At 56.8% G+C, this 14,633-nt stretch carries 16 protein-coding genes and 1 pseudogene; 14 read left to right on the forward strand and 3 right to left on the reverse strand.

The genetic code is table 11. The annotated features are described in order from the left end of the window. Positions 1-233 precede the first annotated feature (233 nt). Positions 234-1,196: a LysR family transcriptional regulator gene (locus tag ATC00_RS15475; protein WP_037381158.1), complete on the reverse strand. Its 963-nt coding sequence runs from the start codon at positions 1,194-1,196 to the stop codon at positions 234-236. A 247-nt stretch (positions 1,197-1,443) separates the two neighbouring features. On the opposite strand from ATC00_RS15475, the gene ATC00_RS15480 reads away from it, so the two are divergent. The 9 genes from ATC00_RS15480 to ATC00_RS34195 all read left to right on the forward strand — a co-directional run bounded on the left by ATC00_RS15480 (position 1,444) and on the right by ATC00_RS34195 (position 9,297). Then, a complete protein-coding gene (locus ATC00_RS15480) occupies positions 1,444-2,289 on the forward strand; it encodes an ABC transporter substrate-binding protein (RefSeq protein WP_064253495.1) in 846 nt (281 codons plus the stop codon). A gap of 108 nt (positions 2,290-2,397) precedes the next feature. Then, entirely contained in the window at positions 2,398-3,345 is a 948-nt protein-coding gene (locus ATC00_RS15485; protein ID WP_037381161.1) for an amino acid ABC transporter permease, read from the forward strand. Continuing rightward, positions 3,342-4,139 carry an amino acid ABC transporter ATP-binding protein gene (locus ATC00_RS15490; protein ID WP_064253496.1) on the forward strand — a complete coding sequence of 266 codons (798 nt, stop codon included), beginning with the start codon at positions 3,342-3,344 and terminating at the stop codon, positions 4,137-4,139. Before ATC00_RS15485 ends, ATC00_RS15490 begins: the two co-directional genes overlap by 4 nt. 38 nt (positions 4,140-4,177) lie before the next feature. Then, the gene (locus ATC00_RS15495; RefSeq protein WP_072642888.1) at positions 4,178-5,398 is read left to right on the forward strand and encodes a MalY/PatB family protein; all 1,221 of its coding nucleotides are present in this window, start codon (positions 4,178-4,180) and stop codon (positions 5,396-5,398) included. 145 nt (positions 5,399-5,543) lie between these two features. Beyond that, complete coding sequence (locus ATC00_RS15500) at positions 5,544-5,963, forward strand: RidA family protein (RefSeq protein ID WP_052035404.1); 420 nt, start codon at positions 5,544-5,546, stop codon at positions 5,961-5,963. A gap of 27 nt (positions 5,964-5,990) precedes the next feature. Beyond that, positions 5,991-6,962: a 1-aminocyclopropane-1-carboxylate deaminase/D-cysteine desulfhydrase gene (locus ATC00_RS15505; RefSeq protein WP_037381171.1), complete on the forward strand. Its 972-nt coding sequence runs from the start codon at positions 5,991-5,993 to the stop codon at positions 6,960-6,962. A 125-nt stretch (positions 6,963-7,087) separates the two neighbouring features. Continuing rightward, positions 7,088-7,882 (forward strand): alkyl hydroperoxide reductase subunit C, encoded by a 795-nt coding sequence (gene ahpC / locus ATC00_RS15510; protein WP_459550343.1) that lies wholly within the window; start codon positions 7,088-7,090, stop codon positions 7,880-7,882. Positions 7,883-7,987: 105 nt separating this feature from the next. Next, the gene (locus tag ATC00_RS34190; protein ID WP_459550344.1) at positions 7,988-8,311 is read left to right on the forward strand and encodes a hypothetical protein; all 324 of its coding nucleotides are present in this window, start codon (positions 7,988-7,990) and stop codon (positions 8,309-8,311) included. Between the two features lie 536 nt (positions 8,312-8,847). Then, entirely contained in the window at positions 8,848-9,297 is a 450-nt protein-coding gene (locus ATC00_RS34195) for an FAD-dependent oxidoreductase (RefSeq protein ID WP_459550345.1), read from the forward strand. Positions 9,298-9,333: 36 nt separating this feature from the next. Here ATC00_RS34195 and ATC00_RS32600 read toward each other — a convergent pair whose 3' ends face one another. After that, the gene (locus ATC00_RS32600) at positions 9,334-9,777 is read right to left on the reverse strand and encodes a helix-turn-helix domain-containing protein (protein ID WP_161951915.1); all 444 of its coding nucleotides are present in this window, start codon (positions 9,775-9,777) and stop codon (positions 9,334-9,336) included. 704 nt (positions 9,778-10,481) lie between these two features. On the opposite strand from ATC00_RS32600, the gene ATC00_RS15520 reads away from it, so the two are divergent. From ATC00_RS15520 to ATC00_RS34060, 5 genes and pseudogenes are all read left to right on the forward strand, one after another. Next, a complete protein-coding gene (locus ATC00_RS15520) occupies positions 10,482-11,309 on the forward strand; it encodes an AraC family transcriptional regulator (protein ID WP_037381174.1) in 828 nt (275 codons plus the stop codon). Positions 11,310-11,615: 306 nt separating this feature from the next. Then, positions 11,616-12,344, forward strand: coding sequence for a siderophore-interacting protein (locus ATC00_RS15525; protein WP_082912363.1), 729 nt, complete (start codon positions 11,616-11,618; stop codon positions 12,342-12,344). Between the two features lie 221 nt (positions 12,345-12,565). Next, on the forward strand, positions 12,566-13,774 hold the full coding sequence (locus tag ATC00_RS15530) for an MFS transporter (RefSeq protein WP_052035409.1): 1,209 nt from the start codon (positions 12,566-12,568) through the stop codon (positions 13,772-13,774). Between the two features lie 34 nt (positions 13,775-13,808). Further along, positions 13,809-14,011, forward strand: a pseudogene (locus ATC00_RS31135) (IS66 family transposase); the annotation flags it as partial. An 83-nt stretch (positions 14,012-14,094) separates the two neighbouring features. Beyond that, the gene (locus ATC00_RS34060; protein ID WP_412458391.1) at positions 14,095-14,229 is read left to right on the forward strand and encodes a hypothetical protein; all 135 of its coding nucleotides are present in this window, start codon (positions 14,095-14,097) and stop codon (positions 14,227-14,229) included. A gap of 192 nt (positions 14,230-14,421) precedes the next feature. Here the strand turns inward: ATC00_RS34060 and ATC00_RS15540 are convergent, their stop codons facing one another. After that, a complete protein-coding gene (locus ATC00_RS15540) occupies positions 14,422-14,625 on the reverse strand; it encodes a hypothetical protein (RefSeq protein ID WP_037381183.1) in 204 nt (67 codons plus the stop codon). Positions 14,626-14,633 lie beyond the last annotated feature (8 nt).

The raw sequence follows: 14,633 nt of genomic DNA on the forward strand, positions 1-14,633 counted from the left end.
GCGCTGCATGCCGAAAAGGACGGCGTCGTTGCCGAGGTGCTGGTCCGGGCCGGCGACCAGATCGATGCCAAGGATCTGCTGATCGTCTATAGTTTCTGAAATATTCCGACGTTCCCCAGAGCTGACGCCGCCTCTTTTCGCCCGGTATCTGCGATACCGGGCATTTTTTCGTGAGGAAGCCCTCTTGTTACCTGGGGTCATTTGGAAGAACTCGCTCAGAGAGCGATTGGGGGTTACGCAGGGCCAATGATTTGGTGAAGGGACGCCTTCCTTTTCTCCTCACAACCCGCCACAATCGAGCGGATACAACTTCTCAACCAGATGTGCCCTGCGTCTGCCTGCTTCGTTCGGACGTAAATCAAAGAGACTCGAACGTCAGGGAGAGCAAACGGCGGACGCGTGACCAATATTTCGCTGCTTTCATCCAAAAGTGACAGCATGCCATCGGCGAATGCTGCAATCATTTGTGTACCCTTAAGCACTTTCGGAGCAACCATGTAGTACGGCACAGTTGCGGCAACGCGGCGTGACAATCCCATTGCCTTCAGTGCCCCATCGCTTACACCGGATTCATCGCCATCCGGAGATATTTGCAAATGGGGCATCGCAAGATATTTCTCTAGTGTCAGAGCCTTTATAACCGGGTTCGCCGCCCACGCGGCGCAGAGCATTTGATGCCGTGCGAGAATAGTTTCGACCACATGCGCCTCCCGGATGATAGGATTGCCGAGTAACACGCAATCGAGATCCGGGTCACTCAGCAATTCGGAAGCCTCATAGAGATATACCGGCACGATGCGAAGCCGAGCGTGTGGTGCTTTGGCGTTGAACTCCTCCAGAAGGGCAGGAATATACAGAGCACTGGTATAGTCTGTGACCCCGATTCGAAACTGGCGTTGGCTTTCACTCGGTTTGAAATTGACGTGCTGGGACACCACTCCCTGAATGTCGGACAACGCTTGCGTGATTACGGCTGCTAATTCTCTTGCCTGAGCAGTCGGGTTCATTGACCCGGCATGCTTGACGAACAGCTCGTCTCCAAAGATCTCGCGCAACCTGTTCAGCGAATGACTGATCGCCGATTGTGTTCGTCCAGCTCGGTCCGCCGCGCGAGTGACACTGCGTTCCTGCATGAGCAGATCAAAAACTTTCAGTAGGTTCAGGTCAATTTGATTCAGACTGAAATCGCTTCTCATCCGAGCCCTCGTTTTACGTTTCGGCCCGGTATAATAATGAATGTGGCTCATATTGCCATTACGAATATTCATTCGCCGCCCGAGGAGCCAAAAGCTATGATTCCTTCGTGGGTGTTGAGGAGAAGCACCCTAGAAAGCCTGTTCTCGCGCACCTGTTCGGACAGAGAGGCAAGTCACACTTGCGTCTCCGACGGTCGACCCGCGTCGAAACTACGGCGATGAAGACAACGCAACAAGGGAACATAAAATGACTGTCATTAAATCTGTAATGCTATCGACAGCGGTGCTGATGGTTAGCGCAACTGCTTCGCTCGCAGACGAGGTCCCGCTTCCGGCCTATGTGAAGGACGGTGGCAAATTGCCAATCGCGACCACCATTTATGCTCCCTTCTCTTACATCGACGAGAGCGGCAAGCAGGTCGGTCTCAGCGTCGAATTGGCTCAGGCAGCCGCCAAAACACTTGGCGTCGAGCTGACCATCGACCAGGTCCCATTTACATCTCTCATTCCGTCTTTGAGTGCTGACCGGATCAAGATCGCCTGGCTCAATGCATCGGTAACTGAAGAACGTCTCAAGCAAGCGGATTTCGTCGCGTGGATGGAGGACGGCACCATCGTTTCGACCCTCCCCGAAAACAAAGACAAATACGCGAAGCGCACGGCACTGTGTGGTGGCACGGTCGCGGTTCAGTCCGGCACGGCAGCCGATTTTTCTGCAGATCAGCTGAACCAGGAGTGCAAGACCGCAGGCCTTCAGGAATTCAAGAAGGATATCTATCCGTCGCAGCAGGACACTGTTCAGGCCGTCATCACCGGACGGGCGGACGCTTATCTCGATGACTCTACGTCAGCCGGGTATTATTCGCAGGTCAGCAAAGGAAAACTCGTTCTGGCGGGCGAGGTCTTTCACAAGAAGCCTATCGGCCATATCATCAAGAAGGGTGACGCCGAAACCGCCACCATGCTCGCTGCCGCGATCCAAAAATTAATTGACGACGGCACCTACAAAACGATCCTCGACGAATACGGCATGTCTTCGGCCGCGATCGCAAAGCCGATCGTCTACACGGACGTATCCCAGCTCAAAGATTGATCTCCATCTCCCCGCTCTGCCGATCCGGCAGAGCGGGGAGAACGGGTAATTCGGCCGCAACTCGTTTTGCGAAAAGTCATCGTATCACTCTAAGAAGGAATCGAGGACTTGAACGTTCTCCCCCTCAAAGACGATAGCGTCGCTGCAAAGCACACGACGCAGTTCAAGGTGGTGCCTCTCCGTCATCCCTGGCGCTGGACGGCTGCTGGTTTGGTCGCAATTCTTATGCTTCTGCTGACGCAGGCAGTCGTCAGCAATCCCAACCTTCAGTGGCCCGTCGTAGCCTCCTACATCCTGAACCCGATTATCTTACAAGGGCTATGGATAACTGTCGGCTTGACCCTAGCCATCATGTTTTTTGCCAGCGTCATTGGCATGATCGTCGCCTTGATGATGCTTTCGCCGAGCAAAATGCTGTCACTCCCGGCCGCAGGGTTCATCTGGTGGTTCCGGGGCACACCAGCGCTCGTCCAGCTTATCCTGTGGTACAACTTGTCGCTCATCTTCAAAGACATCACGCTTTGGTTGCCGGGCCTTGGTACGATCTTTTCGATTCCCACGAACACGATAATGACACCGTTGGTTGCGGCGGTCGTTGCGCTGTCCCTCCATGAAGCGGGCTATATGGCGGAGATCATCAGAAATGGATTGAAATCAGTGAGCCGTGGCCAAACCGAAGCGGCTCTGTGTCTTGGGATGAAACCGTCTCTGTTGCTGCGACGGATTGTTATCCCTCAAGCGATGCGCGTCATCATTCCTCCGACCGGAAACGAGACGATCAATCTGCTCAAAACGACGTCCCTCGTCAGTATCATTGCCGTCGGCGACCTTTTGTACTCGGCGCAAGCGATTTATGCCCGGACGTTCGAAACCATCCCTCTCTTGCTCGTCGTCACTTTCTGGTACCTCGTTGTCGTCTCCATCATGACCGTCGGTCAAAGCTACCTGGAACGTTACTACTCAAGAGATGAAGCCGGGCACGACTCCGCTCCGGTTGGCCTATCACGGCTTGGTTTGATCCTCACTATGCGTGAAAAATGGAGAGGCGCACAATGAAGACCAATCATTTCGAACGGTTCGGTGTCTCTTCCTCGGTCATGATACACGCGTCAGATGTCAGGAAATCCTACGGTAGCTATGAAGTGCTGAAGGGCGTGAATGTCTCGGTGCCGAACGGATCGGTCGCCTGCATTATCGGACCGTCCGGCTCTGGTAAGAGCACATTTCTCAGGTGCATCAATCATCTCGAAGATATCAACAGCGGACTGCTGCTGGTCGATGGGGATTTCGTTGGGTACCGCTTGAAAGACGACAGGCTCCATGAACTCAGGGCGTCGCAGATTTGTGCACGGCGTGCCGAAATCGGCATGGTCTTCCAGCATTTCAATCTGTTCCCGCATATGACCGTGCTTGAAAACCTCATGGAAGCTCCGGTCCGCGTCCGCGGTGAGAAGCGGGCCGAAGCGCGGCAACACGCTTTGGAGCTTCTGCGGCGAGTGGGGCTGGCCGAAAAGGCTTCCGCCTATCCAAGACAACTTTCCGGCGGCCAGCAGCAGCGAGTTGCGATCGCGCGAGCCTTGGCGATGCGCCCGAAAGTGTTGCTGTTCGATGAGCCGACCTCGGCGCTCGATCCGGAATTGGTCGGCGAGGTCCTCTCGGTCATGAAGGACCTGGCGCGTGACGGGATGACGATGGTCGTGGTCACGCATGAAATCGGATTCGCTCGTGAAGTCGCGGATCAGTTGATCTTCATGGACGGGGGAACCGTCATGGAACAAGGCGATCCGCGCGAGATGATCGCCAACCCCAAGTCACCCCGCACACGCGAGTTCCTGGCTAAAGTCCTCTAGCCGCGCTGGAACGACCAGACAGATAATCGGAGAATATTATGCACGATTTGCACCGGGCGCCGGCTGACACCGTCGCGGAAACGACCAACTTTGACGAAGTTCTCGATCGCTCGACCCTGAGCACCGTCAAATGGGAAATGGAAATTGATCGTACCGGAAACAAATCCCTGCTCGGCTTCGGTACCGCAGATATGGACTTCCGGTCGCCCAAGCAAATTGCAGCGGCTCTTGAGCGCACCGCGCGGCTTGGCCATTTCGGGTATCCCTACAAGCCAAGCAGCTACTACGATGCGCTGATCGGCTTTTATAAGAGGCATTTCGGGTGGGAGATCAGGCGCGAGTGGATCGCCCACAATGTTGGCATCTATCCCTCCATGCGACCACTGATCGATCGCCTGAGTGTCGAGGGCGACGAGATCATCTACCAGCCGCCGGTCCACTTCCAGTTCAGGAATATCGTGGCCGCCGCCGGTCGCGTGCCGGTCGCAAACCCTCTGATGCTTCGCAATGGCCGATATGAGTTTGACTTCGATCAGCTTTCCCGCTGCGTGAGCAGTCGCACAAGGCTGCTTTTGCTTTGCAACCCTCACAACCCTGTCGGGCGGGTATGGTCTCGAGAGGAGTTGGCACGGCTTGCGGAATTTTGCCAGCAGCACAACATCGTTGTCGTTTCCGACGAGGTCTATTGCGGCCTGCTGCACGAAGGCGCTCACTTTACTCCTTTTGCGAGCGTTTCATCAGAGGCGCTCATGAATTCGGTGAGCCTGCTTTCCGCCAGCAAGATGTTTAATCTGACCGGACTGAAGCACTCTCAAGTCATTGCCGCCAATCCTCGGCTCATGCATGAGTATCTCGAGGGGTTGAAGCGCGATACCTCGGGCTACGGCGGTTCTTTATTCGGCCACGCCGCGACCGAGGTGGCATACCGGGATTGCGATGGGTGGCTGGTCGATCTCATGAGGTATGTTGCCGGAAACTATGCCTTCGCCGAGGCTTTCTTCAAGGAAAGACTTCCGCGTATTCGCGTGCGTCCGACGGAATCCACCTACTTCATGTGGCTTGACCTGTCGGAGTACGGCATGTCGCACCAGGAGATGCTCGACTTGTTCGAAACGAGGCACGGCCTCGTCCTCAACTATGGTGAAGACTATGGGCCCGGCGGTGAAGGACATATCCGCCTGAATATCGGTACCCCCAAGTCTGTTCTTGCTCAAGGACTCGAGCGAATGGCGGAAGCATTGTCGAGCCGCGAAAGATGATCGTGGGATTCCAAGACTAGCCGCCCTGTTTGCGATCACTCAACGATATGTCGGCGCGAACAAGTGCCGACACGCGATCCGTTCGAATTCGATATGCCGTGATGCATTGTGTAAGACGCGCATCTCCAACTCTTGTGAGGAAGCCATGGAAATCTCGACCCCTAACGCACCCGCAGCTGTCGGTCCCTACAGCCAGGCGAGACGCCATGGAAATCTGCTTTTCGTTTCAGGCCAACTGCCTCTTGACCCCGTGACGGGGACCATGGCGAGCGACGCGGAAGGGCAGATGCGCCAGGTGCTGGCAAATATCGAAGCGATTGTGACTGCGGCGGGGGCAAAGATGTCCGATGTCCTGAAGACGACCGTGCTCGTGACCGATCTTTCGAAGTTCAAGCAGTTGAATGAGATTTATGCTGCGGCATTCTCAATGCCCTGTCCAGCACGAGCGACCTATCAGGTGGCGGCGTTGCCGATGGGCGCTCAAGTTGAAATCGACGCAATCGCCGTCATTCCAGGTGAAGCGGATCATGCTTGTAAGGGATCCTGCGCCGCGGCGGCCTTGTAAAACCCATACCCTGAGGGTTTAAGCGCGATGACAGATCACATGGATTTGGTCCCACTTGGCTTCTTTCCAACGCCGATCGATAACTGGGAAAACCTTGGGCGTGAACTCGGCATTTCGCTCAGCGCGAAGCGGGATGATCTTTCCGGCCTGGGCGGTGGCGGAAACAAAATTAGAAAGCTCCAGTATCTTCTCGCCGAAGCCAAAGCGGAAAAGGCAACGACGCTGATCACGGCGGGCGCTGCGCAATCAAATCATGTACGGCAAACTGCGGCTGTAGCCAGGAAACATGGCATGCGGTCTTTAGCTCTGCTTCGCGGGCAATTGCCGCCGAAGCTCTCGGGAAACCTGCTTCTCGATGAACTTTTGGACGTCCAGTTGGAATTTCACGATCATGACGACTTCAACGCCATGGTCGTGGACCTTATGCTGGAGCGCAAGGCAGAGCTGGAAGCCTCAGGTGAGCGCGCCTATGTCATCCCGATTGGCGGGTCGAGCCCCTTGGGAGCTCTTGGTTACGTCGATTGCGCCAAAGAGATGCGTGAGCAGTTTGATGCGCGGCGGCAGAGACATCCAGATTATATCGTTGTCGCAATGGGCTCGGGCGGCACGTATGCCGGTCTCGTCGCAGGATGCGCGCGATATCTGCCCAACACGCAGGTCCTCGGGATCGTCATTACGACCGCGGCCTTTGCGGCGCGCGAATGTGCGGCCAGACTGATAAATGAAACAGCTCGTCTCGCCGGTGTCGATCGGCGCTGGGACGTGGAAGACCTGTTGCTGAATTACGATCATATCGGGCCTGAATACGGGGTCGCCAGCCAAGAAGGCAATGCCGCAATCCGCAACGTGGCAGAAGCCGAAGGGGTCTTCCTCGACCCGACTTACACGGGAAAGGTCTTCGCCGGACTGATCGCCGCTGTCGGTGAGACGATCCCTGCAGGCAGCGATGTGATCTTCGTGCATACGGGGGGAAGCCCCGCTCTCTTTGCAGCACGGTGACTCGCGCGTTCAACCAAAGTGAAATTTGTCGGCATGTCGACCTCACGCGATCGCCATGGATCACGGTCCTTGCCGTCCCATCAAGGCGGGATTCGAAATGAGCCAAGTGCGCGTTGTGCGTTGCTTTGCGGGTTTCCGTCAAAAACCCAGGAGCTCCGATGTCTGTTCTGAATACCTCGCTCAAACCTTTCAGGGTACATGCCTTCCGTAGAGGCAAATTCGTTGAAGTGACGGATGCCGACGTCCTCGGAAGATGGGCGATATTCTTCTTCTACCCGGCGGATTTTACCTTCGTATGCCCAACGGAACTGGGCGACGTCGCTGACCTTTACGCAGAGCTGCAGCGGCCTAATGTCGAGATCTATTCGGTATCGACCGACACGCACTTGACGCACAAGGCGTGGCATGACAGTTCCGATACGATCAGGAAGATCGAGTACACCATGATCGGTGATCCAACCGGGACCGTTACCCGCAATTTCGAGATCATGCGGGAAACGGAAGGCCTTGCCGACCGTGGAACTTTCATCGTCGACCCGGACGGGATCATTCAGGCGATCGAAATCACCGCCGAGGGCATCGGTCGAAATGCAGCCGACCTGCTACGCCGAGTAAAGGCGGCGCAATATGTCCGCGCGCATCCCGGCGAGGTTTGCCCAGCTAAATGGGAGCAGGGCGGAAAAACCCTCGCTCCGTCGTTGGCTCTCGTCGGGAAGATTAGATCGCAAACTACGAGACCCCGGTTTCAGGCCGGGGTCCTCGATCATTCGGTCAAAGATGCTTCCAGGAACGGCAATCCGATGCTTGACGACGCCATTAAAAGCGAGCCTTCCTCCCATTTCGAGAAATCGCCCGACCGATCGAGATCACCGCATCGGTGGACGCAAGCCCGACATCTCTCCAGATGCACGATCTCCTAACCGAAATCGCCAGCCTGTCGCCCCAAATCACGCTCGAGCAGCGTTACGATATCGCGGATCGTGCCCCTTCCTTCTCGCTGAGTAGCCCGGGACGCGATATCAAAATTGACCTTTGCCGGCATTCCGCTCGGCCACGAATTCACATCGCTTGTGCTCGCCTTGTTGCAGGTCGGTGGCCATCCACCACGCGTCGAACAGGGCGTCGTCGAGCAGATCGTTGGTCTAGAGGGCGATTACCATTTCGAGACCTATTATTCGCTCTCCTGCCAGAACTGCCCAGATGTGGTGCAAGCGCTCAACCTGATGGCCATCCTCAATCCCCGCATCAGCCATGTCGCGATCAGGGGGAAGCCTTTCAGTCTATTTGAATGGCGCCTTGTTTGCCCAGGGGCGCATGGACTTGCAGCAAATCGTGGCAAAGCTGGATAGCAGGGCGGACCAGCGCGCCACCGCGAAGATCGGCAATCTTGCGACTTTCGATCTCCTGGTCGTCGGCGGCGGGCCTGCCGGAGCGGCGTCGGCCACCTACGCTGCACGCAAAGGGCTCGCGGTCGGCATGGTTGCCGATCGATTTGGCGGCCAGGTGCTCTCACGATGCACATCGAGAACTTCATATCCTTGCCACAGACGGAAGGCCCGAGCTTCAGCTCCGCGCTCGAGGCGCATGTAAAGGAAAATCCGGTCGAGATCGTAAAGTCGCAGCGGGTCGAGAAGCTCGTTTCAACCGGGCGCGCCCACGAGCTCCGACTTTCAAGTGGCGGGACCCTTAGCGCCAAGACGGTCATTCTTGCCACTGGGGCTCGCTGGCGCCAGATGGGGGTGGAAATACCGCAACAGACGGGTAGCCTATTGCCCCCATTGTGACGGACCCCTGTTCAAGGGCAAACGCGTCGCGGTGATCGGAGGCGGCAAATTCCGGTGTCGAAGCGGCGATTGATCTGGCCGGAATAGTCTCCCACATCACATTGATCGAATTCGACGGCAAGCTCAAAGCCGACGATGTTCTTCAGCGAAAGTTGAGGAGCCTGCCGAATGTCGATGTGATCCTGTCATCAAAGACAATGGACGTACTCGGCTACGGCGAAAAGGTCACGGGCCTGAACTACCTCTCTCGCGCGAGCGGGCTTAAACACCATCTCCCGCTTGATGGCATTTTCGTCCAAATAGGTCTTTTGCCGAACACCGATTGGCTCAAGGGATCGATCGAACTCTCGCAGCTTGGAGAGATCGTCGTCGATCGGCACGGGCGAACGTCGGTCCCCGGGGTTTTCGCCGCCGGCGACTGCACCACAGTTCCCTTCAAGCAGATCGTTGTGGCAATCGGCGAGGGGGCCAAGGCATCATTATCCGCCTTCGAACACCTGATCCGCGCTGAGGATATCGACGTTCCCGACACCGAGCCGGCGATCGGGTGAGACGGTAAAAGGCGGGTGCCGCTTAAGCCGGACGGCTCATTTGAAGAACCGGGCGGGTGTTGTTCCGAACGTTTCGCGGAACGCTACTACAAAACTTGAGGCGGATTCGTAGCCGACATCCAAGGCGACATTGGTGACAGCTTCTCCGTAGGCCAGAAGTTCAAGCGCCGCCAGCAAGCGGAGCCGTTGACGCCAGGCTCCAAACGCAAGATGGGTTTCCCGGACGAAGATGCGTTCAATGGTTCTTGGACTCGCCCCCACTCGTGCAGCCAATGAGGCGAGAGGTTCGCGACTTGAGGGTTCGCGCTTGAGCATTTCCACTATGCGCAAACCCCGTGGATCGGTGGGAACGGGAAGATCGACAGGCGAGCGGTCGAGTGTCGCGATCTGATCGAGCAAAACCTCGCAAAGCCGAGCTTCCTTCGACCTCGGCTGGTAATTCCACGGCAAACCCGCGCACGACGAGATCAGTTCACGCACAAGCGGCGTAACCTCCACAACAATGCACGACGATGAGGTGGGTGCGCAACCAACCGTCGGATCGACGTAAAGAACCCGAATTTCGGCTGTTCTAGCCACGCTCAACTTATGGTCCGTATTAGCACGTATCCACAATGCCCGCGTGGGAGGCAGCACCCATCTACTAGCATGTGTTGATACGTGAATTACACCTTTTATCGCGTAAATGAGTTGGTGGCGCCGGTGATTGTGGAAAGATGCCTCTGTTGACGACCAGCTTTCGACCAGTCCCACAACAGGAGCGGAGGCGAAATCAGGATCGGAGTCGTTTTGACGAGCGCACAACATCGGTCCTGATTATATCGATAAATCGTCGCGCTATCCATCCTTGTTGAGGCCCGGGTTCAGTCCCCTATCGCGGCTGCGACCCCAGAGGTGTCGTGTCATCGATATACATTGGCCGGCGGCAGATATTTACCCGTTGGTTCGGCTGATATTCTGCCCAGGGTTCAGTACGACAGACGCAACGCGCGGGCTGCATGGTCCTGCGACACGGGCGGTTGTTTTCGCAGCCAACGGATCCTGTCGAGCACGTCGATTGGTGACCGGACAGCCAAAATGCGGCCTCGGGCAGCTTTTGCATGGGGCAGAAGTCCGCGGAGAGGTCGAAAGCAGCTATCTTGAAGAGGCCCTTCCTTGGCACACGGCGCAAATCAGAGAACGTCATGATGGATCATGAGCCCGCGATTTCGGTGTCGAATGCGACACTTGAAACGCTTGATGATGGCGACGAAGCCCTTGGCGACCAGCGTCTGGTTTTCCGATGGAATCATTATCCGTCGGCGCACGTCGTTTCCCGACATCTTCACGCCCGTGTCCAGCTTGTCTGCGTCTTCGCCGGCGTGGTCGTTGTGGAAACCGACAATGGGCGCTTCATGACGCCACCCGGTCATGGCCTCCTGGTGCCGGCTGGGCTGCCGCATTCTCACATCGTCGTCAGCGACGTTGCGATGGCCTCCGTTTATTTGAATCCGGCGGAAGGCGCCGGGCGGAAAGAGCCGTTTGTTTTTCAGGTGACGGACCTCGCTCGCAGCCTCGTGCTCGAAGCCGTCAAACTTCAGGAAGCTGCCATCGCAAACACTAGGTCTTGTCTCGTGCAGGAACTCCTGCTCGAAGAGATCACCAACCTGGAAGAAAAACATCTCGTGCTCTCGTTCCCGTCAGATCTAAGGCTGGCAGGACTATGCCGAGGCTTTTTGGAAGCTCCTACGCCAAACGATCATATTGATGACTGGGCGGGGAAGCTGGGGATGAGCCGCAGAGCCTTCACGCGGTTTTTCCGCCGAGAGACGGGCGTAAGTTTTCTCGATTGGCGCCAACACGCGATCGTGTTTGCAAGCTTGCCTCGTCTTTCGGCCGGCCAGCCGGTGACATCAGTCGCGCTGGAGGCGGGCTATCGTAATATCGGCGCCTTCACCACCATGTTCCGTCGGGTCATAGGTCTTCCGCCAAAACGGTATGCCCAAAAGGGGAGGCCCTCGGCCAAGCGCTGATGTTGAAGGGGCAGATCAGGACAACGCGATGGTCGGTAACGTCTCGGATCCACCAATGGAGCGAGCCTGGAAGATGGAATGCTCGGCTTGATGACGCCCAATCGAATTCCGCGGCTAACGTCCTCGAGAAGCACGGCGTTCCGCGGCTGCAAGACGCTCCATGCGTGCCAGAAATTCGCAGACCGGCTACCGTTGTCAGGATACAGCTAAAGGCTGTCCGTTCCGCAATATCGGTGGTCGCGCAAGTCCTTTAAGCGTTTTGAGAACGCCTGGTGAATTGGACAATAGCGACGAGGCCGTGCGGATATGAGCAAAACGGATGTCAATCCTCCCTACGATATCTTCAGCGCGACGGTAAAAAAGGCGACGCTGATTACCCCGCTCTTGAAGCGCATAAGCGTGGATGCGCAGGAGGTATCGGGGCTGCGAGCGGATTTGCCCGGTCAATACCTGAAAGTCTTCGTTCGCGACGCCGATGGATTCCGCCAGCCTGGGCGCGCTTATACCGTCAGACGGTTCGATCCGAAGACGAGTGAACTCGAACTCGACTTCGTGCTGCACGGCGACGAGGGCAACATTTCCCGGTGGGCGTCCCGAGCAAAAGCCGGTGATACCCTGGAAATAAGCAGGCCGAACACGCGCAGCGGTATCATGATCGATCCGGAAGGCAAAAACTATTTCCTTTTCGCAGACGAAACGGGCCTGCCGGCTGTCGCGGCCATCGTGGAGGCGCTTCCTGCAACAGCGACAGCGCGCCTCTGGATCGAGATCGCCAATACTAAGGAGATGCAGCCCCTCAGCGCAGAGGCGGCGGTTTCGGTGCGCTGGCTCTGCCGCGAGCTCGGTGAGACACTGGTCGATGCCGCTAAAGATCTGTCCATCCCATCGGGATCCCTGGTTTGGGTGACAGCAGAATCAGGCCAGGTTGCAGCGATCAGGGCCGGGCTGAAAAAACAGCAGTCCGTTGAGACCTACGCGCTTCATGCAAGCGGCTACTGGAAGAGAGGCGTGGCGGATCATCGTGATCCCGACTGACGCTGCCATCGGTAACGGCGTATCGATCTTCGCCGAGGCACTGTCGGAACTCGCGAACTGGCGTCTGCAGAATCGTGGTCGGTTGAGCCGCGAACAAGTGCCTAGCTGGCCCCGAACCTCGTCCTTGACGGAATAGCGACACAAATCGGCATTTTATCGAAAACCCGTTTCTCTGATCAGCGATTACACGGCTGGGCCGAAGAAAAGCAAAAGATAGGTCCATGACAAATTCGAAATTGAAACTGGCCCGCAGGGATTTTGCGACCAACCCCGAGGCTGATGCGCAGTTGCGGGGCAGCAAGCGCGCAACGCGGCTTTCGTACTTCATTTCAGGCTTCGCGCTGGCATGCTGGGCACCGATGGTGCCGTATGCGCAAAGCCGCATCGACGCAGATTCCGCAACCCTCGGATCGGTGCTTCTGTGCCTTGGTCTTGGCGCCGTCGTGGGCATGCCGACTGCAGGTATAGTGTCAAACAAAGTGGGAAGCAGGCCAGTCCTGATTGCCGGGGCCGTTGGCCTAGCCACGGTGCTGCCTCTCATGGCGCTGCTGGCGAACCCCATAACCCTCGCAATCGCACTTCTGCTGTTTGGTTGCTCAATTGGCGCGATTGATGTCGCCACCAACATGCACGGAGCCGAAGTTCAAGACCTCGCAGGCGTGCCGTTGATGTCAGGATTTCACGGCGTCTACAGTATTGGCGGGCTGGTCGGGGCGGCAGGTATGACTTTTCTTGTCGCGCTTGGGCCTGGGGTTCTTGCCGCTTCTGCGGTGGCATCATCGATTATGATCATTTGCATAATTTGCGCGGTACCCGGATTTCTTAGAACGAAGCCAGCTTCGGATGGGGGGTCTTTTGCGATTCCCAGAGGAGGCGTGCTCCCGGTCGGTTTGCTTTTGTTGGTCATCTTCTTAGCGGAAGGCGCGATGCTCGACTGGGGAGCCATTTTGTTGACCTCGAAGAAATTGGACGTCTCATTTTCCGGCAGCGGCTATGCTCTCTTTGCGATCGCGATGACCGTCAGTCGATTTTTGGGCGACAAAGCGGTTGAACGCCTGGGCGAGTCCAGGATGCTCTTCGTCGGCATCTCACTGGCTGCTTTGAGTATCATCTTCGCCGCCTACGTCGAGACGGTCCTGATGACCTTGACAGCCATCACTGTCGCAGGGCTGGCAGCGGGGAATATTGTCCCGATCCTCTTCTCGCTCGCCGCGATACAGCGATCGATGCCGACGCCCCAAGCGATCGCTGCGACGGGAACGCTTGGCTATGCTGGAATCTTGATTGGACCCGCACTCATCGGTCACGCTGCCGAAATGGTTGGGCTTGCAAATGCAATTGCTGGCGTCGGCATATTGGCAATCGTCGCTCTCCTTCTCATTCCAGCGATCTCATTCCGCCGCCCGACGATTGCGACCTCCGCGCATTGAATGATCGGAGGTTCCCGCAGCGAAGTGCCCCCAGGCGTTTACCGTCTACGCGACCGACGGACGCCTTGAGATGAGTAACAATGCCGCCGAGCGAGCGATCCGCCCGTTGGCCCTCGGAAGAAAGAATTATCTCTTCAGCGGCTCAGACGCTGGCGGTGAACGGCCGCCGTCATCTACACCATCATCGAGACCTGCAAAATCGGCGGCATCAACCCGCAGGCTTATCTTGCCGACGTTCGGTTCTTTGAGTTCGCGGCAAGCAGGTTCCGGACTTTCACTAAGGAGGAGCAATAATAGTCGGTGACCGACTGGATGCGGACATTCTTGGGGCAAACCAGTTCGGCATCGAGAGCTGTTGGTTTAACCCGCTGCGCGCGGAGAACTGGAGCTCGGCGGTGCCAACGATTCAGGTAGCGCGGCTCAGCGAGATTGCTGTTCGACTTGCGGGCGGATAGCATCGTCAGCTGTCGCAAACTGATATTTGCGAAGCGTGTCGGCGAATGATTTCAACTCAGCCGTTCCCGATGGAAAGTCAGGCTTGTCGCGATGAATGCCCTGAAAGAAATGCTGCCACCCTGTGGTGTACGTCCACCGCATGGTCGCGTATGCGATGGACAAAAGATGTTTCGGCTCCTGACGATCTCGGCCTAGCTTTCCGATCCGAGAACGAACGAGATCGGTGTCGTGCCATACCGGGCACGATAGAGTTCGGCGAAGATTGCTTTCAGTTGATTGGTCACGTGCAGGGTGTTGTCGCGCATTTGTTCCAGACGGATCACCTCTTCGCGGCCGAGACCGGCTGCCACGTCAAGGCTGTCGACCAGAGCGCCGCAACCGAATGGAAAGTGCAACGGGTGGT

The sequence above is a fragment of the Sinorhizobium americanum genome, from assembly GCF_001651855.1.
Lineage (GTDB): Bacteria > Pseudomonadota > Alphaproteobacteria > Rhizobiales > Rhizobiaceae > Sinorhizobium > Sinorhizobium americanum.

Bases quoted from the DNA above. Each gene is read 5' to 3' on its own strand.
- ATC00_RS15525 (WP_082912363.1), top strand. From the start codon at position 11,616: ATGAGCAAAACGGATGTCAATCCTCCCTACGATATCTTCAGCGCGACG.
- ATC00_RS15530 (WP_052035409.1), top strand. From the start codon at position 12,566: ATGACAAATTCGAAATTGAAACTGGCCCGCAGGGATTTTGCGACCAAC.
- ATC00_RS15480 (WP_064253495.1), top strand. From the start codon at position 1,444: ATGACTGTCATTAAATCTGTAATGCTATCGACAGCGGTGCTGATGGTT.
- ATC00_RS15505 (WP_037381171.1), top strand. From the start codon at position 5,991: ATGACAGATCACATGGATTTGGTCCCACTTGGCTTCTTTCCAACGCCG.
- ATC00_RS15495 (WP_072642888.1), top strand. From the start codon at position 4,178: ATGCACGATTTGCACCGGGCGCCGGCTGACACCGTCGCGGAAACGACC.
- ATC00_RS15475 (WP_037381158.1), bottom strand. From the start codon at position 1,196: ATGAGAAGCGATTTCAGTCTGAATCAAATTGACCTGAACCTACTGAAA.
- ATC00_RS15520 (WP_037381174.1), top strand. From the start codon at position 10,482: ATGATGGATCATGAGCCCGCGATTTCGGTGTCGAATGCGACACTTGAA.
- ATC00_RS15490 (WP_064253496.1), top strand. From the start codon at position 3,342: ATGAAGACCAATCATTTCGAACGGTTCGGTGTCTCTTCCTCGGTCATG.
- ATC00_RS15500 (WP_052035404.1), top strand. From the start codon at position 5,544: ATGGAAATCTCGACCCCTAACGCACCCGCAGCTGTCGGTCCCTACAGC.